The organism is Nonomuraea sp. 3N208 (genome assembly GCF_052245935.1).
Classification (GTDB): Bacteria; Actinomycetota; Actinomycetes; order Streptosporangiales; family Streptosporangiaceae; genus Nonomuraea.
Genome location: NZ_JBQQBR010000049.1, coordinates 1 through 18,334 on the forward strand (window position 1 = coordinate 1; position 18,334 = coordinate 18,334).

Consider the following 18,334-nt stretch of genomic DNA (forward strand, 5'->3'; position numbering starts at 1 on the left):
GTAGACGGCGGGATGCCCGGGGGCCTCGGTCGGGAACCGAACATTCTGACCGGCGTGCTCGAAGGCAACAGTGCGTGACCCATCAGGGTCGGGCCCCGGCGCCAGACTGTTAGACGGGCTCATGCGGGCCCAGAAGAAGCTCCGGCGTCGGCGGGCAACCCACCCCCATTTTCACGCCTGTGTGGCGTCACCGGAAGGGAGAGGGGGACTGTTAGCGAGTGGGGCACCACCTCCTCCAGCGCAGAGGCTCGTACTCGGCGCATGAATGCTGTGAGGCCAGGACCTCCCATACATGGGCGGCACGTCCGAACCGGCCTCTGGCGGTCTCCTCGTGGCCGTCCCCGGCCGGACGCAGGACGAAGTACTCGCCACCCTCAGAACACAGCTCGTACTCGCCGCAGCAGGACGTGGCAACGACCCGCATGCGCGGGCTGCGTTGGATGTATGGACCCCATTGATCCAGGTCAGGGCCGCGCGACCAGCCTCGGGATTGTGGAACCCTTGGCCCGCCGCCTGCCGCACCTGCAACCGGCGGGCCGGGGGAGTTCGTGCGGTTCATGTGGAGTCCCTGACGCTGTGGAGTAGGGCCGATTGCCAGGCCAGGGTGGACGCGAGCGCGATCGCGTCCTCACGCCGAATGGGGCTCATGACCCGGGCTGCCACCAAGGCCGCGGTGAGGGGCGTTAGCAACTTGGCAGTCCACCACAGCCACTCGGAGGCATCGCGCTCATTGGTGATGTCCCATGCGGGCTAGGTGTTACGCAGTACGGAAAGCTGACGACCCCGCACGTCCTGCAAGACCGCCGCCTGCGCTACGACTTGGCGAACGCTCTGGTCGGTGGCCTGTAGGAGCGTATGCAACTCCGGGTCCGCCATGGTTACCTTGTTCGCCGCACCTGGACGTCTCAGGGAGCTCAATGGGGCCACACCTCCGACGTGAGTCTGAAGACTCCACGGGTCTGTGTTTCGTCACCTGTCGCTGGCTGCGGTTGTGCAGCTACCGTGAAGCATGTTCCTCCGACGTCCTGGCAGACGAGAGGTTGCCTGGACGGGGCAACAGGCAACCGGGAGAGGCAACCGTGGGTTTTGGTGAGCAACTGCGACACTGGCGCGAGCGACGCCAGGTGTCACTGACGGGGCTCGCCCAAGCAACTCACTACTCCAAGAGCTATCTCAGCCGCGTTGAGCGGCGGCAACGCAGTCCCGAACGACTCCTTGCCGAGCTGGCTGACGACGCCCTCAGCGCTGACGGGCGCCTCGTCGAGGCGTGGGTGAGGGAATACGGCTCCGAGCCTATGCTTGGGACTAGCGCAGGAGGTGAGGCAACGAAACGGCGCACGTTCCTCAAGAGCGCGAGCACGGCACTCGTCACTCCCGCCCTGGGCATGCCAGATGGGAACGCCGATGCGGTCGCGCGGCTGCGCGATGCCCTCGTTCCGGACACACCAGCGCAGTCCAGCGACATGCCATTGCAGATGTTCAGCCGCGCCGTCACCCGAGCCCGCCGCGACTTCACCGCGGCTCGCTACGTCGGCCTGGCCGACGACCTGGCCGAACTGATCCCCGTTGCCCGCTCCACCTCCAGCGCAGCCGGCCAGTCGTTCGCCGCGCAGGTTTATCACCTGACCGCGCGAACACTGATCAAGCTGTCCGCTCCGCCGTACGCCTGGGTGGCGGCACATCAGGGCGAGCAGGCGGCCACCGCGAGCGGCGACCTGCGCGCGCTGGCCGAGGCCCGCCGCGACCTGGTCTCGCTGTTCCACCGAGCCGCCGACTACGGCAAGGCGCGTGATCTGACCGCCCGCGCTGCCGACCTGATGCGCCCGCAGCTGCCCGGCGCGGCGCCGGCCGTGTGGGGCGCGTACGGGGCGCTCATGTCCACCGGCGCGATCGCCGCCGCTCGGATGGAGGATCGGCACAGCGCGCTGGCCATGCTGGAGGAGGCCGCCGAGGCATCTCAGCAAGCGCCCAAACTGGTCTTCTCTGCTGGGCATGTGGTGACGTACCGGATCGGCGTGTCCATCATCCTGGGCGACGCGGGTACAGCCATAGAGCACGCTCGTGGGGATCTCTCCCGACGACATCCCCACGGTCGAGCGGCGGGCCAGCTACTACACGGGCATCGCCGAGGTGTACACACTCTGGGGGAAGACCGATCGGGCGATCCGCGCGCTGCTCATCGCGGAGAAGCTCGCGCCCGCCGAGGTACGCCGGTCGAACTCGCGGCGCGTCATCGAGGATCTGTTGCATCGTGATCCGCACAGCACTCTGTCGGGACTACGGGCGCTCGCACGACGCGTATCCGTGACGCTGTAGGTCAGTAGCGGCAAGTATCCACACTTCGAGGTAGAGCGCATGGCCTCTTTCTGCGGAATATTGCGGTGATCCGCGGTAACGGCCGACGATGAGCAGAGCGTGATGCTATAGGCCGGTGACCTGCGGCTACCCTGCTCGCCTCCATTATGCGGATTGTGCGGCTTTGGCGGCAGATCCGCCGCGGATCACCACGGGCGGGAGATGGCCGCGGTTGACCCAGCTGAGCTCGCCGGTGGTCAGGTCCAGGTCGGCCAGGATGGCGGTGACGAAGCGGGTGGCCCGGCCGAACTCCTCGATCAGCACCCGTTCGATCATCGTGCTGTTGGTGATCAGGTCGGCGCCCTGGCGGCGGTGGTTGCGGCAGGCGGCCATCGCGAGGTTGGCCGTCAGCCCCGCGGAGACGTCGTGGCCCATGGCGTCGAAGATGGCCAGGTGCGCGACGTCGTCGGCCACGGAGTAGTCGAAGGCGTCCCCGCCGATCTCGTAAGCCGGCTCGAGCACCGCGCCGATCACGATCTGTGGTGTGGCGCAGGCCAGCGGCGGCATCAGGTTCCACTGCATCTCCGCGGCCACGTTCATCGGCCGGGTGCGCACCAGCCGGGGATAGGAGTCGTCGCATGGTGATCTACTGGGGCCTGGGCGGCACCGTCACGCGGGCGCCGTGCAGGCGTTCCAGCGCGCGGCAGGTCTCCAGCACGGCCGAGTGGCCGGTGGCCTGGATGATCATGTGGGCGCGGACGGCCGGAAGCGATGACCGCGCCGCGCACGGCGAGCAGGTCGGCCTCCCAGCCGGAGGGGGTGAAGACGATCTTGGAGGGCGCCGATCAGGGCGGCGACCTGACGCCGGGCATACGCGAGGGTGAAGACGACGTCGAGCTTCGGTTCGTACGCCTCGGGTTGGATGCCAAGTTCGTGGGCGGAGTATTCGCCAGCCGGTTGATGTGCTCGGTCAGGTACGGCGAGACGTGGGTCAGCTGCTCCGGGACGATCTACCACCCCTCCTCCAACAGCTGACGGACGACTCCGAATACGACCGAAGCCGCACCATCCGGTGACTCTTTCACCGGGATGGCCGGACTTGGACATGGCGCTCCTCAGACACCGACGGCGGTAGGACGACAGATACCCTTCGGGAAGCGCAGAAACCCTGATCGTTCTCAGTGCGTTCCCTGGTGGGGCGCCAAAGCCTTGGCCTGGCGCCTGGGCCCCGGACTGGCTCACCGGCTGGTAGTGACCACCGCCGACCCGGCCACACTCCCGGACAAGGCCACCTGATAGGCCACAGCATTGATCGACGCCGTCTACGTAGGTCATGGAGTGTGTCCCTATCAACCACCTTGATTTAATGAACTACCGCTAACGCCTGATGCCGAAAGTCGGCGTGTTGAGCCGCTGATAATAAGAATGGCGAGGCAGGCCGCCAGTCGAGTACGCACAGGTTCGGCGAGGACACAGGCGATCGGCGACCCGAAGGCGGCGCTGTTCCAACCTCTGGCGGCCACTACGAATAGAGCGTGGCTGGGCAGCCAACGAGGCTGTGAGGAGTGAACGGGTCGGGTCGCGCCAAACCCTATGTGGTGCGCGGCTTCTAGTCCGCAGCACCTACTGGAGGGATTTCCTCAACTGCCGCTGATCGCTGAGCGACCAGCAGAGCACACCGTCTCAGACAGTCCGAAGCCGGACGAACATGTGGGCCATGATCGACGCCTTATCAGGTGCCGGCGTCGTGAGCGCAACCGGGTAGCTGGCGCGAGCATCGCCAGGACCAGGCCGTATGCGGTGGGGCGATCACCTCGCACACCGAGATTCTGACCATCAAGATCGCGAAGGTGCGGTCAAAGCGGTCCGGGGTGGCCGTCTGCGACAGTCCACACGGGCTAACGTTTGGTTCGTCTTGACTGGTCGTCTGCGGAAGGAATTCGGATGAGCGAGGGCAGTGGTCCGCGGAGCCGTGCTCGGCGGGGGACCAGCGCGCCGTTGTCGCGTGAGGACGTGGTGGACGCTGCTTTGCGCTATGTGGACGAGCACGGGCTGGAAGCGCTGACCATGCGCGCGCTGGCCAAGGGTATGGGGGTCTACCCCACGGCGTTGTACTGGCACATCGGCACGAAGGCGCAATTGGTGGCAGCGGTCTCGGCACGGGTGCTGGAGGAGATCGTCCTGCCGTCCGAGCAGGGCATGGGTTGGGACGATTGGCTGGTGGCGATGGCCCGGCTGTGCCGGGAGGCGATGCACCGGCATCCGAATCTCGCGCCGATCATCGGCTCCCAGTTGGTGGTGACCACGACGGCGGTTCCCTTCGTGGAGCGCGTGGTAGGCGCGCTGCAACGGGCCGGATTCGCCGGGGAGGAGCTCGTCCACGTCTACAACGCGGTGATCGGGTTCGTGCTCGGATGGATCACCCTGGAGCTGTCCGCGGGCCCCGCGGACGCCGAGGACGGCTGGCAGAAGGGCTTCGCGGCGGAGCTGCGAGCGGTCAACCCCAACGCGTTCCCGGTGTTGACGCGCAACCTGCCGCTGCTGGAGAACAACGCCTTCTTGACCAGATGGGACTCCGGGCGGGACAAGCCCATGGACGGCAGCTTCACCGTGGCTTTGGAGTTGCTGGTCAGCGGACTGCGCTCCAGGATCTCCTGACCCGGCTGAAGGGCGGCTGCCCTCGCTGAGCTTCGAGGCGGGAAACACAAGGTTTACGCACGCCACTTGCTCTTGTCCCGCGTACAAGACATCCTGTACCTCGTACAAAAGATGAGTTTCCTCTCAGCGGTCGCTCATGTGCTCGGACTCCAGGAGCCACCACCCATGAACCACCAACTGCTCCCGCAGCGCCCGGAGATGCTGCGCGAACCGGCTCCCGACGCGCGTCGGGCAACGGCGATCGGCGGCTACCTCACCTGGCTGGAGCGCACCCGGGATCTCGCTTTCACCGGCTACCACGACCTGCACCGCTGGTCGGTCGCGGACCTCGAAGGCTTCTGGTCGTCGATCTGGGACTACTTCGACGTCCGCGCGCGCACCCCCTATGACCGGGTGCTCGGCCGGCGGGACATGCCCGGTGCCGAGTGGTTCCCCGGCGCGACCCTCAACTACGCAGAGCATGTCCTGCGTCCGGCGGGAGCCGCGCCCAGCGGGATGGCCGTGCTGGCGCGTTCGCAGACCCGCGGACCGCTGGAGCTGTCCTGGGGGGACCTGGCCGACCAGGTCGCCCGCGCGCGGGCCGGTTTGCGCGCCCTCGGCGTCGGCCGGGGCGACCGGGTCGTGGCCTACCTGCCGAACATCCCGGAAACCCTCGTGGCGTTCCTGGCGACCGCGAGCCTGGGGGCGATCTGGTCAAGCTGCGCCCCGGAGTTCCGCGCCCGTGGCGTCATCGATCGGTTCTCCCAGATCGAGCCCACCGTCCTTCTCGCCATAGCCGGGTACCGCTATGGCGAGAAGGACATCGACCGGCGCGACGAAGTCGCGGCGATCCGCACCGGCCTGCCGACCCTTCGTCACACCGTCCACGTACCGTACGGCCCGGGGGACCTCGCCGACACGGTCGCCTGGGTGGACCTGCTCACCGGACCCGCCGAGCCCGGCTTCGACGCCGTCCCGTTCGCCCACCCGCTGTGCGTGCTGTTCTCCTCCGGCACCACGGGCAAACCCAAAGCGATCATCCATGGCCACGGCGGAATCCTGCTGGAACACCTGAAGAACCACTCCCTGAGCTGGGACCTGGGCCCCGGCGACCGCATGTTGTGGTTCACCACCACCGCGTGGATGATGTGGAACTCACTGGTCTCCGGGCTGCTCGTGGGCGCCTCGATCGTGATGGTCGACGGCAACCCGCTGCACCCCGGCCTGGACTGGCAGTGGCGACTGGCCGAGGAGACCGGCGCCACCCTCATGGGCGCCAGCCCCGGATTCCTGATGGCCTGCCGCAAAGAAGGCCTCATCCCGGCCAAGGACCACGATCTGTCCCGGCTGCGGCAAATCGGCGCCGCGGGAAGCCCGCTGCCGGCCGAGGGATTCCGCTGGGTGCAAGAGCAGTTCGGCCCCGGTGTGCTGCTCAACGTGGGCAGCGGTGGCACCGACGTGTGCACCGGGATCCTGCAGGGCAACCCACTGCGGCCGGTCTGGGCCGGCGAGATCTCCGGCCCCTGCCTGGGCGTCGCCGCCACCGCCTACGACGAGCGGGGCAACGAGGTGACCGACGTGCTCGGCGAGCTGGTCATCACCCAGCCCATGCCCTCGATGCCGATCGGCTTCTGGGGAGATACCGACGGCTCCCGCTACCGGGACGCCTACTTCGACACCTACCCGGGCGTGTGGCGGCACGGCGACTGGGTGCGCTTCACCGCGGCGACGGGCAGCTGCACGGTGGCCGGACGCTCGGACGCGACCCTCAACCGTGGCGGGGTGCGCCTGGGCACCGGGGAGTTCTACCGCATCGTCGAAGAACTGCCCGAAATCGACGACAGCCTGGTCGTGCACCTGGACGACACCGCCGGCGGCCCCGGCCGGCTGCTCCTGTTCGTCGCCCTGCACGACGGCGTCGAGCTGGACGATGCCCTGCGCCGGCGGATCACCACCGCGCTGCGAGACGCCCTCTCCCCGCGCCACGTGCCCGACGGCATCACCGCCATGCCCGTCATCCCGAGAAACCGCACCGGCAAGAAACTCGAACTGCCGGTGAAGAAGATCCTTCTGGGCGCCGCGCCATCCGAGGTCGTGAGCCCCGACACCCTGGCCGAACCGACATCCTTGGCCGCATTCGCCGCCCTGGCGAGCCAGCGCTCCGCCCACTGACGGGAAGTTAACCCTGCACCCTTGCTCTTGTCCGCTGTACAAGAGGGTTTCTTGTACAGCGGACAAGAGGTGCCCCTTGGAGGCATACATGACAACGACCGACAACTCCGATTCCAACCGCAGCGACGACCCTCAGGCCGAAAGGGCGGTCAAACGACGCGTCCTCATCTCCAGCTACGTGGGCAGCGTGGTGGAGTGGTACGACTTCCTGCTCTACGGCACCGCGTCGGCCCTGGTCTTCAACAAGATCTTCTTTCCCGCGGTCGATCCGAGCGTCGGCCTCATCGCCTCGTTCGGCACGCTCGCCGTGGGGTACGCCGCGCGACCGCTCGGCGGCATCCTGTTCGGCCACTTCGGGGACCGCCTCGGGCGCAAGCGGATGCTGGTGTCGAGCATCCTGCTGATGGGCGCGGCCACCCTGCTCATCGCGATACTGCCGACCTACGATCAGATCGGGATCTGGGCCCCCGTCCTCCTCATTGTGCTGCGACTGCTGCAAGGAGTCGCGGTCGGCGGCGAGTGGGGCGGCGCGGTGCTCATGACACTGGAACACGCGAAGGGGAACCGCCGCGGCTTGTGGAGCAGCGTCGCCCAGATGGGCGCACCCTCGGGCCTGCTGCTGTCCACCTGGGCGTTCTCCCTCGTCTCAGCACTGCCGGAGGACCAGTTCCTGTCATGGGGCTGGCGGCTCCCCTTCGCCGCCACGGTGATCCTCATCGCGGTGGGGCTGTGGATCAGACTCGGCGTGACGGAGAGCCCCGTCTTCGAGCAGGCGCGCCGCGCCGGTGCCGCCCGGCCCGCCCGGCCGCCCATCGTCGAGGTGCTACGGACCCGCCCGCGCGCGGTCGTGCTGGCGGCCCTCATCGGGTTCGGTCCGTTCGCCGCAAACTCGGTGCTCATCGCCTTCGTCATTGCGTATGCGACCCAGATCGGCTACGAGCGCTCCACGGCGCTGAACGGGCTGATGGCCGCCTCCGTGGTCTCGATGGTGTGCCTCCCTCTGTTCGCCGCGCTGTCCGACCGGTACGGCCGGCGCCCCGTCTACATCACCGGCGCCATCCTGCTGGCGATCAACTCGTTCCTGCTGTTTCAGCTGATCAACACCGGTTCCGTGCCCCTGTTCCTGCTCGGGTACGTCCTTTCGCTGGCCGTGCACGCGCTGATGTACGGACCGATGGGCGCCTTCGTGGCCGAACTGTTCGGCACGAACACCCGCTACACCGGCGCCTCGCTCGGTTACCAGATCGCCTCGGTGCTCGGCGGCGGGCTCGCCCCCCTGATCGCCACCAGCCTCCTCGCGGCGGGTGGCGGTGCGCCACACACCATCTACGTCTCGGTCTTCATGGCCGTGTCCTGTCTGATCACCGCCGTGGCCGCCTACCTCGCGCATGAGACCAACAAGGTCAGCCTCGCCGATCAGCCCGCGGACGCCTAGTGGGCGAGAGCGGCGTCGTTTCGACCGTGCTCGGACCGGTTCCCACGGATCGGCTCGGGCACGTTCAGACCCACGAACACCTCCTGTGCGACCTCACCCGCTATCTCGGCGAAGGCGAGGCGCGCGACGATGAGATCACGCTGGACAATCTCTACGAGATACGGGTGGATCGCCGTAACAGGCTCGACATGCGCCTCGACGACGTGCCGACCGCGGCCGCCGAGCTCGCCGAGTTCCGCGCGGCCGGTGGCGGGACGATCGTGGAGGCCACCTCCGGAGGGCTCGGCCGCGATCCCTCGGCGCTGCGCGAGATCGCTGAGCGGACCGGTGTCCACATCGTCATGGGCAGCGGCTACTACACCGCGGCCTTCCATCCGCCGGCGGTCGCGACCATGACCGAGCAGGACATCACCGAGGAGATCGTCGGCGACATCCTCGACGGCGCGGGCGAGACCGGGGTGCGCGCGGGCGTCATCGGCGAGATCGGGCTTTCCTGGCCGCCCCACCCCGACGAGGTCAAGGTGCTGAGGGCCGCCGCCGTCGCGCAGTCCGAGACCGGAGCCGCCCTGCTGATCCACCCCGGCCGCCACGCGGATGCCCCCAGGGAGCACCTGAAGGTCGTCCTCGAGGCGGGCGGCGATCCGGCCCGGACCGTCATGTCGCACATCGACCGGACGCTGACCGAGCAGGACGACATGCGCGAACTCGCGGAGACCGGCTGCGTGCTGGAATTCGACCTGTTCGGCACCGAATCCGCCTACTACCCACAGGATCCCGGCTTCGACATGCCCAACGACGGCACCCGCGTCCGCCACATCAGGGAGTTGATCGCCTCGGGGTACGGCGACCGCGTCGTCATCGCCCAGGACATCTGCCGCAAGACCCAGCTGAGACGCCACGGCGGCGAGGGATACACCCACATCCTGCGGCGGGTCCTGCCGTTGATGCTGGCACGTGGCCTCGACCCGGACGACATCCGGCGGCTCACCCGGACCACCCCGGCCCGCCTGCTCACGCTGACCCGGCAAGACCGTTAGGAGCCGCATGTCATCAGTGACGACCGTTCTCGGCCGGATCGACCAGAACGACCTGGGGTTCGTCCTGCCGCACGAGCATCTGTTCATCAACCTGATGCGGGAGCGCCGCGCCGACGGTCTGCTGATCGACGAAGACCTCGTCGCCGAGGAGGTCCGGGCCTTCCGTGACCTCGGCGGCGCCACGGTGTTCGACCTCACCAGCGCCGAGCTCACTCATGGGGCGGCGATGGACGCCGGGGCGCGGCCGTACCCGCCGGGAGCCACCCGCGATCCGGCGAACGTCGACGCGGTCCGCCGGGTCGCCAAGGCCACCGGCGTCCAGGTCGTCCTGGGCACCGGCCACTATCGTGACCCGTACCTCGATCTGGAGTGGATCGACCGGCACAGCGTCGAGGAGATAGCGGAGGAGATCGTCCGCGATCTCACCGAGGGGTTCCCGGGCACCGACGTCCGCGCCGGTCTGATCGGCGAGGTCGGGGCGGACAAGTGGTACATCTCCGCGGCGGAGGAACGTTCCCTCCGCGCCGCCGCCCGAGCCCAGCGACAGACCGGCGCCGCGATCTACACGCACGCCGCGCGATGGCCGGTCGGCCTGCCCCAGCTCGACCTGCTGATCTCCGCGGGCGCGGACCCGGAGCGGATCGCCATCGGGCACTGTGACCTGGTGCTCACGCCCGGCTACGCCGGGCAGATCGCCGCGAGGGGCGCCTACGTCGGTGTCGACACCATCAACACCGACAGCGCGGTGGAGGTCGAGCGCCGGGTCCGCATGGTGTTGAGCCTGGTGCGGGCCGGCCACATCGACCGGGTGCTGCTGTCTCACGACGTCTGCCTGGTCTCCCAGCTCCGCGCCTACGGCGGCGGCGGTTACGTGTTCGTTCCCGGTGTCTTCCGGGAACGGCTGCTCCGGGCCGGCCTGGACCCGGAGGAGTACAACCACATCACCCGGGCAAACCCCGCGCGGCTCGTGTGCCGCTGACGCATTGTCGCGACTTCGAAGAAGGATCATGACATCGCTTTCGCATCCCGGGACCGATTCCACCCGGATGCAGCCTCCGGGCAGCCATTTGATCAAGTTTTCGTTCGACCAGGTGCTGCCCGTCGTCAGCCATGGCGCCGGCGTCTTCGTCTACGACACCGACGGCCGCCGGTACCTGGACGGCTGCTCGGGCGCGGTCAACGCCAACCTCGGGCACGCCGACCCGGATGTGCTGCGGGCGATGGCGGACCAGGCGGCCAGGATCACCTTCGCCCACCGTGGCACCTTCCACAGTGAGCACGCGGAGCGACTGGCCGATCGGCTGAGCGAGCTCACTGGTTATCCGTACGTCTTCCTCTGCAACAGTGGTTCGGAGGCCGTTGAGGCGGCACTGAAACTGGTGACCCAGTACTGGCGGGAACGGGGGGAGCCGGACCGCGGCCGGTTCCTGTCCCACCGGATCGGCTACCACGGCAGCACCGTCGGCGCGCTGTCGCTGTCGGGCCATCCGCTACGGCGCTGGGCGGCGGATCCGCTGCTGCACGATTTCAACACGCTCACGCCGCCCTACTCCTACCGATACGCCGACGGGCGCGACGACACCGCCTTCACCGAGTTCCTGCTGGACGACGCGGCGGCGAGGCTGGACGATCGGAGCGGCACGCTGGCCGGGGTCGTCGTCGAGCCCGTGGGCGGTGCGGCCGGCGGGGCGATCACCCCGCCGGACGGCTACCTCGCGGGCCTGGCCCGGCTCTGCCGGGAGAGGGGCGTCCCGCTGGTCACCGACGAGGTCATGACCGGGCTGGGGCGTACCGGAAGGGTCCTCGCGGCCGAACACTGGGATATCAGGCCCGACCTCGTGGTGCTGGGCAAAGGGCTCGGCGCGGGATATGTGCCCACCTCGGCGGTTCTGGCGAGCCGGGAGATCGTCGAGGCGATCGGGGCGGGGACCCGGGCCGTCACCAACGGCCACACCCACGGCGGCTATCCGCTGTCCTGCGTCACCTCGCTCGCCGTACTCGACGTCATCGAATCCCGGGGCCTGGTGGCCGCGGCGGCGCGTCTCGGCGTTCGGCTGCGGGCCGGGCTGGAGGAGCTCGCCGGACGTCACGAGATCATCGGCGAGGTCCGTGGCAAGGGCCTGCTGCAGGGGTTGGAGCTCGTCCGCGACCGCGACTCCCGTGCACCGGGCGACCCTCTCGGCTCGCTCACCCGTGCCCTGGTCACGAGCGCGCAGGAGCACGGCCTGCTGATCTATCCGGCCACCGGCGGAGTCAACGACGCGGTGCTGGTCGCGCCTCCGCTCATCAGCTCGCCCGGGGAGATCGACCTCCTGCTGGAGCTGCTCGACGCCTCACTGACCTCGATGAAGGCATGTTCCTCGACCTGAGGACCGTGCTCGATCTACATGGACACAAGGAGGATCATGACGGCCGTTGGAGCCGACCGCATGGCCGATCTCGTCGCCGAATACCGCGCCCGGACGCCCCGATCGGCCGCGGCCCACGAACGCGCCGCCCGGGTGCTGCCCGGCGGGGAGACCCGATCGGTCACCACCTATCCGCCCCACCCGGTGGCCCTGGCCGAGGGGCACGGCGCCCACCTGCGCGACGTCGACGGTCACACCTACCTCGACCTGGTCAACAACTACACCTCGCTGGTTCACGGCAACGCGTTCCCGCCGGTCACCGAGGCCGTCGCCGCGATGCTCGCCGACGGCCTGGCGTTCGCCAGCGCGCACCAGCGGCAGGTCGAGCTGGCCGAACTCCTGGTGGACCGGGTGCCGTCGGTCGAACGCGTGCGGTTCACCAACTCCGGCACCGAGGCGTCCATCCTCGCCTCCCGCCTTGCCCGCCGGGCCACCGGGCGCAAGGCGCTGCTGATATTCGACGGGAGCTACCACGGCAGCATGCCGCCACTGCTGCCGGGCGAGCCCGACGTGGTCACCGTGCCCTACAACGATCTCCACGCCATCCGCGAGGCGTTGACCGACGATGTCGCCGCCGTCTTCGCCGAGCCGTTCCTGGGCGCGGGCGGAGTCGTCCCCGCGGCACCCGGATTCCTCGCCGGGGTCCAGGACCTGGCTCGATCGCGCGGGGCGTTGTTCGTCCTGGACGAGATCCAGGCACTCCGCAATGGCGTCGCCGGCGAACAGGGCAGGCAGGGGCTGTCGCCCGACCTCACGCTCCTGGGAAAGATCATCGGTGGCGGGATGCCGATCGGCGCCGTCGGCGGTCGTGCGGACGTCATGCTGCTCGCCGCCTCCACCACCCCCGGATCCATCGCCCACTCGGGAACGTTCAACGGCCACCTCGCCGCGGCGGTCGCCGGCGCGGTGACACTCCGCCATCTCGACGCACCGGCCATCACCACGCTCGAAGGCCGTGCCGTACAACTCGCCGAGGCTGTCGCCGCCGCCGGACGGGACGCGGGGCTGCCGCTGAGCGTGACCCGTGCGGGCTCCATCCTCAACATCCACTTCGCCACCGAGCCGCCGTCCGACGCCGCTCGCGTACGCGCCGCCGCGTCCCCGCTGCTCGGCGCACTGCACCTGGCGCTGCTGCTGGAAGGCATCTACACCGCGCCGCGCGGCCTGATCAACATGTCGACCGCCCTCACCGACGACGACATCGACCGCGCGGCGGACGCCTACTCCACAGCACTTCGGCGTATCGCCTGATGAGCGTTGTGTCCCCGATACGCTGAGCACGCGCCCAACGACCAAGGATCGTCGGTGGGTTGTGCCCGGGGCCGATGGCAGAAACAGCCGCATGTCTCAGGTCGTACGGGCGTTTGGCCAGTGGAGAGGCGACCTGGCCGGGTGTTAAGGCCAGGAGACGGGCGTCCTGCCAGACCTCGGTGGAGGCGGTGGAGGCGACGACCCCGCCCCTTTCACTGCGGAAGATGCGCCCATCCTTGGCTGTGCCGTACTCGGCGATGTGCTCGCGGAGGATCTTGACCAGCTCTGGCGGGATGGGCACCGGGCGGACGTCTTGTCTGCCCCGTTCTTCGTGAGCGTCCCCGGTGTCGGTCCACTGGGTGTTGACCTCCGGTCGAGACACGTCGATCGTGAGCCGTCCCCAGCCTGACGCGGGCAGGTGGCAGTCCTGGAGTCGAAGGCCGACCGCTTCGGCCGGGCGCAGGGCGGCGTAGTACATGCAGGCGAAGAGAGCCATCAGCCGCCGGCCACGGCCCGCCGTCCCACGTACGTCACCGCGGTCAACAACTCCTGCGCCTGGCGCGGATTCACCACCACGCGCGGGTCTACCGTCTCTGTCGTCTTGGGTGGCTTCCACTTGATCTTGTGCAGCGGATTTGCCGAAAGTTCCTCCAGCTCCACCGCGTACTCCAGGAGGGCGTGGAAGACAGCGCGTGACGTGAACGCAGTGGATGCGGCCTGGTTTCTGCGGTGAGAGCGGCTGCGATACCCGGCGGCACTCTTGCGTCAGCAGTAGTAGGCGTCCCTGATCTTCCCGCCCAGGTGGGTGTAGGCCGCGATCTTTTTCTTCTTGCGGCGGTCGATGTATTCGCACGGGGGGTCAGGCGTAAGGCTCACGTCGAGGGACACTTTTCGCCTCGGACCGCAGTTCAAAACCTCCGCCCAGATGTAGTTGCCGTCGTTGTCCTTCTCGGTGATGAATAGGCCGTTCGTGTTGCCGTAGCAGGGCGGACAGCAGGGGTCCGCCGAGGCGGCGGGGGTGAACACGCCAACTCCGGCGAGTACGAGCGCCACGACGAGAAAAATGTTCCTCATTTGGCCTGCCTTTCATTTGCGAGTTGTTGGGAATGGAGGGTCTTGGCGACAAGGTGCGTTCCGTCATTGCACCTTAAACTTGATACGCATGGTTGCCTTCCCGGCAAAAATGCTCATTGCCGTACTGCTTGCCAAGCGACTGATTTGGTGGATTTCAGTGGAACCTATGAGTTTTCGAGGTCAGGACGCAAGAGAAAGGCTGCGACGAACTCCGACTGGCGTGGGCGCTCCCGGCTTGACTACCTTGGCCAAACCAGTGCAGGCGATCCCGGTATAGACAGTGACCGGCACGTCGGTCTCGTTGTCGACCGTTGCGAACGGCGTCGCGATCCGGTGGCAGTCGACGCCGGGATCCTGCAGTACCGTGACCGTCTCTGAACCGCGAAGCACCACTCGGCCTGTCGGCGCCTCAGCCAGAGCGGCGGCTGCGAATACTCCCGCAGTCGCGAGCACTGCGACCAGGAATCGTCTCGCTATTACTGGCGCTCCTCTCTGTAGCTACTTGCCAGGCATGCTGGTAGTCGTGGGACATGGCAGGGAATGCGGCAAACCGATCTGGTGTGCCACCGTAGACCGGCACCTTTAGCGGGCAGAGGGTCACCGCTACCACCGAGCGATGGAGTTAACGTCCGTTTACCGCCAGGTGTCGCCCGCCCCGGGAACCGGTGTCGCCGGCTCCGAGCGTTACCACGCGGCGACGATGCTCGCTCTTGCCTTACCCTGCATGGCTTACTCCGCTTCGATTGCACCGTTTGTTTGCTTGACAGACCCGCTCGTCGGACGGGCGTCATCGTCTCCCGCGCGGCAAATGGACCGTCACCAAGACCGTAGAAGGCGTCGCACCTTCGGGCCAATGTGCATGGTGCTCAATTCCGGGTGCTGGTTGTGCACGGTGCTTAGGCACTCCGGGCGGCTGTGATGCGCAGGGCGTGGACGACGTCGTGAACACCGACGCCGGTGGTCAGCAGGTCGCGGCCCAGCAGGGCTTCGGCGGTGCGCAGGTGGGTGCGGACGGTGTTGCGGCTGAGGTCGAGGCTACGGGCGGCCTGCTGGGCGTCGGCGTTGGCGTCGATCCATGCCTGCAGGGTGCGGCGGTGCGTGGCCTGCAGGGGACGAAGGAAGCTCTGAGCCCAGGCGGCGGCGGGTTCGGTGCGCAGCAGGTCGTCCAGCGTGAGGGGCGGGTGATGGTCACCGGGTTCGGAGGCGGCGCATGCGCTGGTGAGCGCGAGCGCCAGGTGGACCTCGGCGCGGGAGCGGACATCGTCGAGGTCGAGGCCGAGGGCTCCCTCCGCGCGTCTGATGTGCGCGGTGACGGTGTTGCGGCTGAGGTCGAGCAGTCGCGCCACGGCGGATCGGGGCATGCTCATGAGGAAGCGGGTGATGTCGACGGTGACCTTCGGGAGGGAATCCAGGGGGCGCAGTAAGGCGCGGGCCCAGGTGAGGGAGGGACGGCGGGGCAGGACGCCGCCCAGCGGGGTCTGGCCGTGGTAGAGGGCCACCCGGCCGGGGACGGTGCGGGCGGCGGCCAGGGCGTGGGCGGCCTGGCTGTAGGCCGCGGCCGTCGCGCTGAGAGGGTGCGGGCCGCTGATGCCCAGCGCGTAGCGCGGGTTGTCGCGTACCATGCGACGCAGGGCCTCGCCCCGCCCGCGGGCCTGGCCGCCGGAGCCATCCTCGTTGGCGTCGGCGATGAGACAGATCAGGTGCTCCTTGAATGCGGGGCACTGCACCATCAGGTCCGGGCCGTGGTAGCCGGAGGAATCCTGGTGGGCCCGCGTGATCCGATCGCGGTCGCCCGTGGGGCAGTGCAGGAGGTGGACCCGCAGCCGGTCGGCCTCCAGCAGCGGCGGGACGGCACCGGTCGTCATACGCCGGGCCAGTGCCGGCTCCCCCGCCAACAGCGCCTGGAGCACGGCGAACCGCACCTGGCGTGCCTTGTGCTGGTAGCCACGCCAGGCCAGGTCCGCGTCCTGGACGCGGCGCAGGAGCGTGATCACGCTGCCGGTGTGCGAGGCCAGCGCGACCGCCTCATGGGTCGGTGCCGAACGACCGGCCGCCACCAGCACCGGGCGCGGACCTTTCGCCCCGAGGGCTTCACAGTGTACGTACAGGCTGTCGGTCTGGGTGGCAGCCGCGGCCAACTCCCCGCCGGACAACCGCGCGAGCAGCGGAGCCAGCGTGCGCAGAATCTCGCGGGGAAAATCCGCGGTGGCCAACTCCACCGTGCCCGCGTCATCCCCGACCAGCGCCACGTCCACGCCGGCCTGCCGGTGCAGCCAGTCGAGAACCTCCCGCGCGTCCAACTCGGCCCCGCGGAAGGCATGATGCCTTACCTGTCGCAACAGCCCGTCTAGTTGCCCGGCCTGCCACTGCGCTCCCGTGCCCCCCACGGCCCCATACTCCCTATGTCGCCAACCTCCGTTTGCCATACATGTTCACCCATCGCGACCTGCCCCGGCGCCCGACCGATTGATCGCCCGGCCCTTCGTGGGGTCGCGACGGACGGGGGTGATCGGGAGGCAGGGTGCGCGCGTCGCGCGGAAGCACCCAGGTAGCGGGCATGATCGTCGGCGAACGGTTCGTGATCTGCCACAACCCCGAAGCCGCCGACCGTGACAAGCACATGCGCGAGCAGCTCGTCGTCCAGCTCGGCGAGCTGGTCGACGGCACCGACCAGCTCAGCGACTTCAAAAGGGGCGAGCTGCGCGGGAAGATCGCCGCCAAGCCAGGCCTGAACCGGTATCTGCGCACCACTCCGGCAGGCAAGCTCCACATCGACACCGCCAAGATCAAGGCCCAGGAGAACCTCGACGGCAAGTATCTGCTGCGCTGCTCCGACCCGCACCTGCCCGCCGAGGACATCGCGCTCGGTTACAAGCAATTGCTGGAGGTCGAGCGAGGCTGGCGGGACATGAAACAGATCATCGACCTGCGGCCGGTCTACCACCGGCTCGAAGAACGCATCCGCGCCCACGTCATCCTCTGCTGGCTCGCCCTCCTGCTCATCCGGATCATCGAGACCAGCACTGGCAGCACCTGGCAGCACACCCGCCGCGAACTCGATCGACTCCACGCCGGCACCTTCACCGGCCCCGCCGGACTGTTCCGGCAGACCACCGCCCTCACCAAAGCCCAGATCGACCTACTCGCCAGGCTCGACATCCCCCAGCCGAAGCAGGTTATCGACCTCCAGCCCACACCGCGCTGACCAGTCGAAACACCGCCGCCCAGAGAAACGCCCTCCAGGTGGCCTCACTTATGTCCGCCCAGCTCAGGCCCCAGATTCGAGCCTCCAGCCCGCTGAATTATGTCGAACCCGGGACTCTGTGCGTCTTTATTGAGGTCGGCCTTGGCGGGGTCCGCGGTGGCGTTCTTACTGCTGCTCCTCCTCCACTGGCCGACTCGTGATTCGGATTCCGAGCTCAAGCTGGCAATGGCGTTCGCGCTGGCGCCCTTCCCGCTCAGCATGCTCGCCGCGCTACTGGCCCGCCTGCCTGTCTGGCCGGCCGTTGGGCTGGTGGCACCCTTCGCCATGCTGGCGGTCGCGTTCATCCAGCCGGATTATGACTCCTGGGTGTCCGACGAGAACCTCGCGCTCTACCTCTTCCTAGCGGTCCCTGCGGTGACCGGTTTCATGCTCACGGCCCTGCTATGTGCTCTGCTCTTCGGGAAGACCGCGGGCACACCAGGAGCCGACGCAGTGTAGGGGACACGTGGCAGATCGGCCGTCATGTTCCGTCGTCTGCCTGTGCTGTCTCAGCGGTCGCCGTGGTGTTCGGCAGCATATTGGCGGAACTAACGGTTCTTGGGCTGTTCATCGTTTTCCACGCTGTGGTGCCGACTGCCACGCCGGATCTGGACAAGCTGAACCAGTGCGAAACCGTAGCGGCAAAGATCGTCAACCGCCCCCAGAACCCGAATAGCCGCAAGCGGTGGCGAGGTCTCGGGCGGGGGCGCCGTTGACGAAGGCGATCAACGCGCCGCGGTGCCGTCACATGGCCCCCGTAGAAACGGCGTCAATATTCGGG

General features: G+C 68.1%; 14 protein-coding genes and 1 pseudogene. 11 read left to right on the forward strand and 4 right to left on the reverse strand.

The window, feature by feature from the left end; all coding sequences use genetic code 11:
* Positions 1 to 1,079 precede the first annotated feature (1,079 nt).
* Positions 1,080 to 2,255, forward strand: a complete 1,176-nt coding sequence (locus ACTWPT_RS48835) for a helix-turn-helix domain-containing protein (protein ID WP_443184394.1) — start codon at positions 1,080 to 1,082, stop codon at positions 2,253 to 2,255.
* 205 nt (positions 2,256 to 2,460) lie between these two features.
* Here the strand turns inward: ACTWPT_RS48835 and ACTWPT_RS48840 are convergent, their stop codons facing one another.
* Entirely contained in the window at positions 2,461 to 2,910 is a 450-nt protein-coding gene (locus tag ACTWPT_RS48840) for a PP2C family protein-serine/threonine phosphatase (RefSeq protein ID WP_443184395.1), read from the reverse strand.
* Positions 2,911 to 3,066: 156 nt separating this feature from the next.
* Between ACTWPT_RS48840 and ACTWPT_RS48845 the strand changes: the two genes are divergently transcribed.
* The 8 genes from ACTWPT_RS48845 to ACTWPT_RS48880 all read left to right on the forward strand — a co-directional run bounded on the left by ACTWPT_RS48845 (position 3,067) and on the right by ACTWPT_RS48880 (position 13,235).
* Entirely contained in the window at positions 3,067 to 3,330 is a 264-nt protein-coding gene (locus ACTWPT_RS48845; protein ID WP_443184396.1) for a hypothetical protein, read from the forward strand.
* A 909-nt stretch (positions 3,331 to 4,239) separates the two neighbouring features.
* Positions 4,240 to 4,953: a TetR/AcrR family transcriptional regulator C-terminal domain-containing protein gene (locus ACTWPT_RS48850; RefSeq protein WP_443184397.1), complete on the forward strand. Its 714-nt coding sequence runs from the start codon at positions 4,240 to 4,242 to the stop codon at positions 4,951 to 4,953.
* Positions 4,954 to 5,118: 165 nt separating this feature from the next.
* Positions 5,119 to 7,104, forward strand: coding sequence for an acetoacetate--CoA ligase (locus ACTWPT_RS48855; RefSeq protein WP_443184398.1), 1,986 nt, complete (start codon positions 5,119 to 5,121; stop codon positions 7,102 to 7,104).
* 88 nt (positions 7,105 to 7,192) lie between these two features.
* Positions 7,193 to 8,539, forward strand: coding sequence for an MFS transporter (locus ACTWPT_RS48860; RefSeq protein ID WP_443184399.1), 1,347 nt, complete (start codon positions 7,193 to 7,195; stop codon positions 8,537 to 8,539).
* 26 nt (positions 8,540 to 8,565) lie between these two features.
* Complete coding sequence (locus tag ACTWPT_RS48865; protein ID WP_171075289.1) at positions 8,566 to 9,576, forward strand: phosphotriesterase family protein; 1,011 nt, start codon at positions 8,566 to 8,568, stop codon at positions 9,574 to 9,576.
* Between the two features lie 7 nt (positions 9,577 to 9,583).
* Positions 9,584 to 10,555 carry a phosphotriesterase family protein gene (locus ACTWPT_RS48870; RefSeq protein ID WP_443184400.1) on the forward strand — a complete coding sequence of 324 codons (972 nt, stop codon included), beginning with the start codon at positions 9,584 to 9,586 and terminating at the stop codon, positions 10,553 to 10,555.
* Positions 10,556 to 10,583: 28 nt separating this feature from the next.
* The gene (locus tag ACTWPT_RS48875; protein WP_443184401.1) at positions 10,584 to 11,945 is read left to right on the forward strand and encodes an aminotransferase class III-fold pyridoxal phosphate-dependent enzyme; all 1,362 of its coding nucleotides are present in this window, start codon (positions 10,584 to 10,586) and stop codon (positions 11,943 to 11,945) included.
* Positions 11,946 to 11,981: 36 nt separating this feature from the next.
* Positions 11,982 to 13,235, forward strand: a complete 1,254-nt coding sequence (locus ACTWPT_RS48880) for an aspartate aminotransferase family protein (RefSeq protein ID WP_443184402.1) — start codon at positions 11,982 to 11,984, stop codon at positions 13,233 to 13,235.
* Between the two features lie 495 nt (positions 13,236 to 13,730).
* Here the strand turns inward: ACTWPT_RS48880 and ACTWPT_RS48885 are convergent, their stop codons facing one another.
* The 3 genes from ACTWPT_RS48885 to ACTWPT_RS48895 all read right to left on the reverse strand — a co-directional run bounded on the left by ACTWPT_RS48885 (position 13,731) and on the right by ACTWPT_RS48895 (position 16,696).
* Positions 13,731 to 13,895, reverse strand: coding sequence for a hypothetical protein (locus ACTWPT_RS48885; protein WP_443184403.1), 165 nt, complete (start codon positions 13,893 to 13,895; stop codon positions 13,731 to 13,733).
* 105 nt (positions 13,896 to 14,000) lie between these two features.
* Positions 14,001 to 14,309 carry a hypothetical protein gene (locus ACTWPT_RS48890; protein ID WP_443184404.1) on the reverse strand — a complete coding sequence of 103 codons (309 nt, stop codon included), beginning with the start codon at positions 14,307 to 14,309 and terminating at the stop codon, positions 14,001 to 14,003.
* An 896-nt stretch (positions 14,310 to 15,205) separates the two neighbouring features.
* The gene (locus ACTWPT_RS48895; protein WP_443184405.1) at positions 15,206 to 16,696 is read right to left on the reverse strand and encodes a helix-turn-helix domain-containing protein; all 1,491 of its coding nucleotides are present in this window, start codon (positions 16,694 to 16,696) and stop codon (positions 15,206 to 15,208) included.
* 182 nt (positions 16,697 to 16,878) lie between these two features.
* Between ACTWPT_RS48895 and ACTWPT_RS48900 the strand changes: the two are divergent.
* Together ACTWPT_RS48900 and ACTWPT_RS48905 are read left to right on the forward strand one after the other, a co-directional pair.
* Positions 16,879 to 17,514 (forward strand): annotated as a pseudogene (locus ACTWPT_RS48900) (IS1634 family transposase); the annotation flags it as partial.
* 156 nt (positions 17,515 to 17,670) lie between these two features.
* Entirely contained in the window at positions 17,671 to 18,012 is a 342-nt protein-coding gene (locus ACTWPT_RS48905) for a hypothetical protein (RefSeq protein WP_443184406.1), read from the forward strand.
* The last annotated feature ends 322 nt before the right edge of the window (positions 18,013 to 18,334 follow it).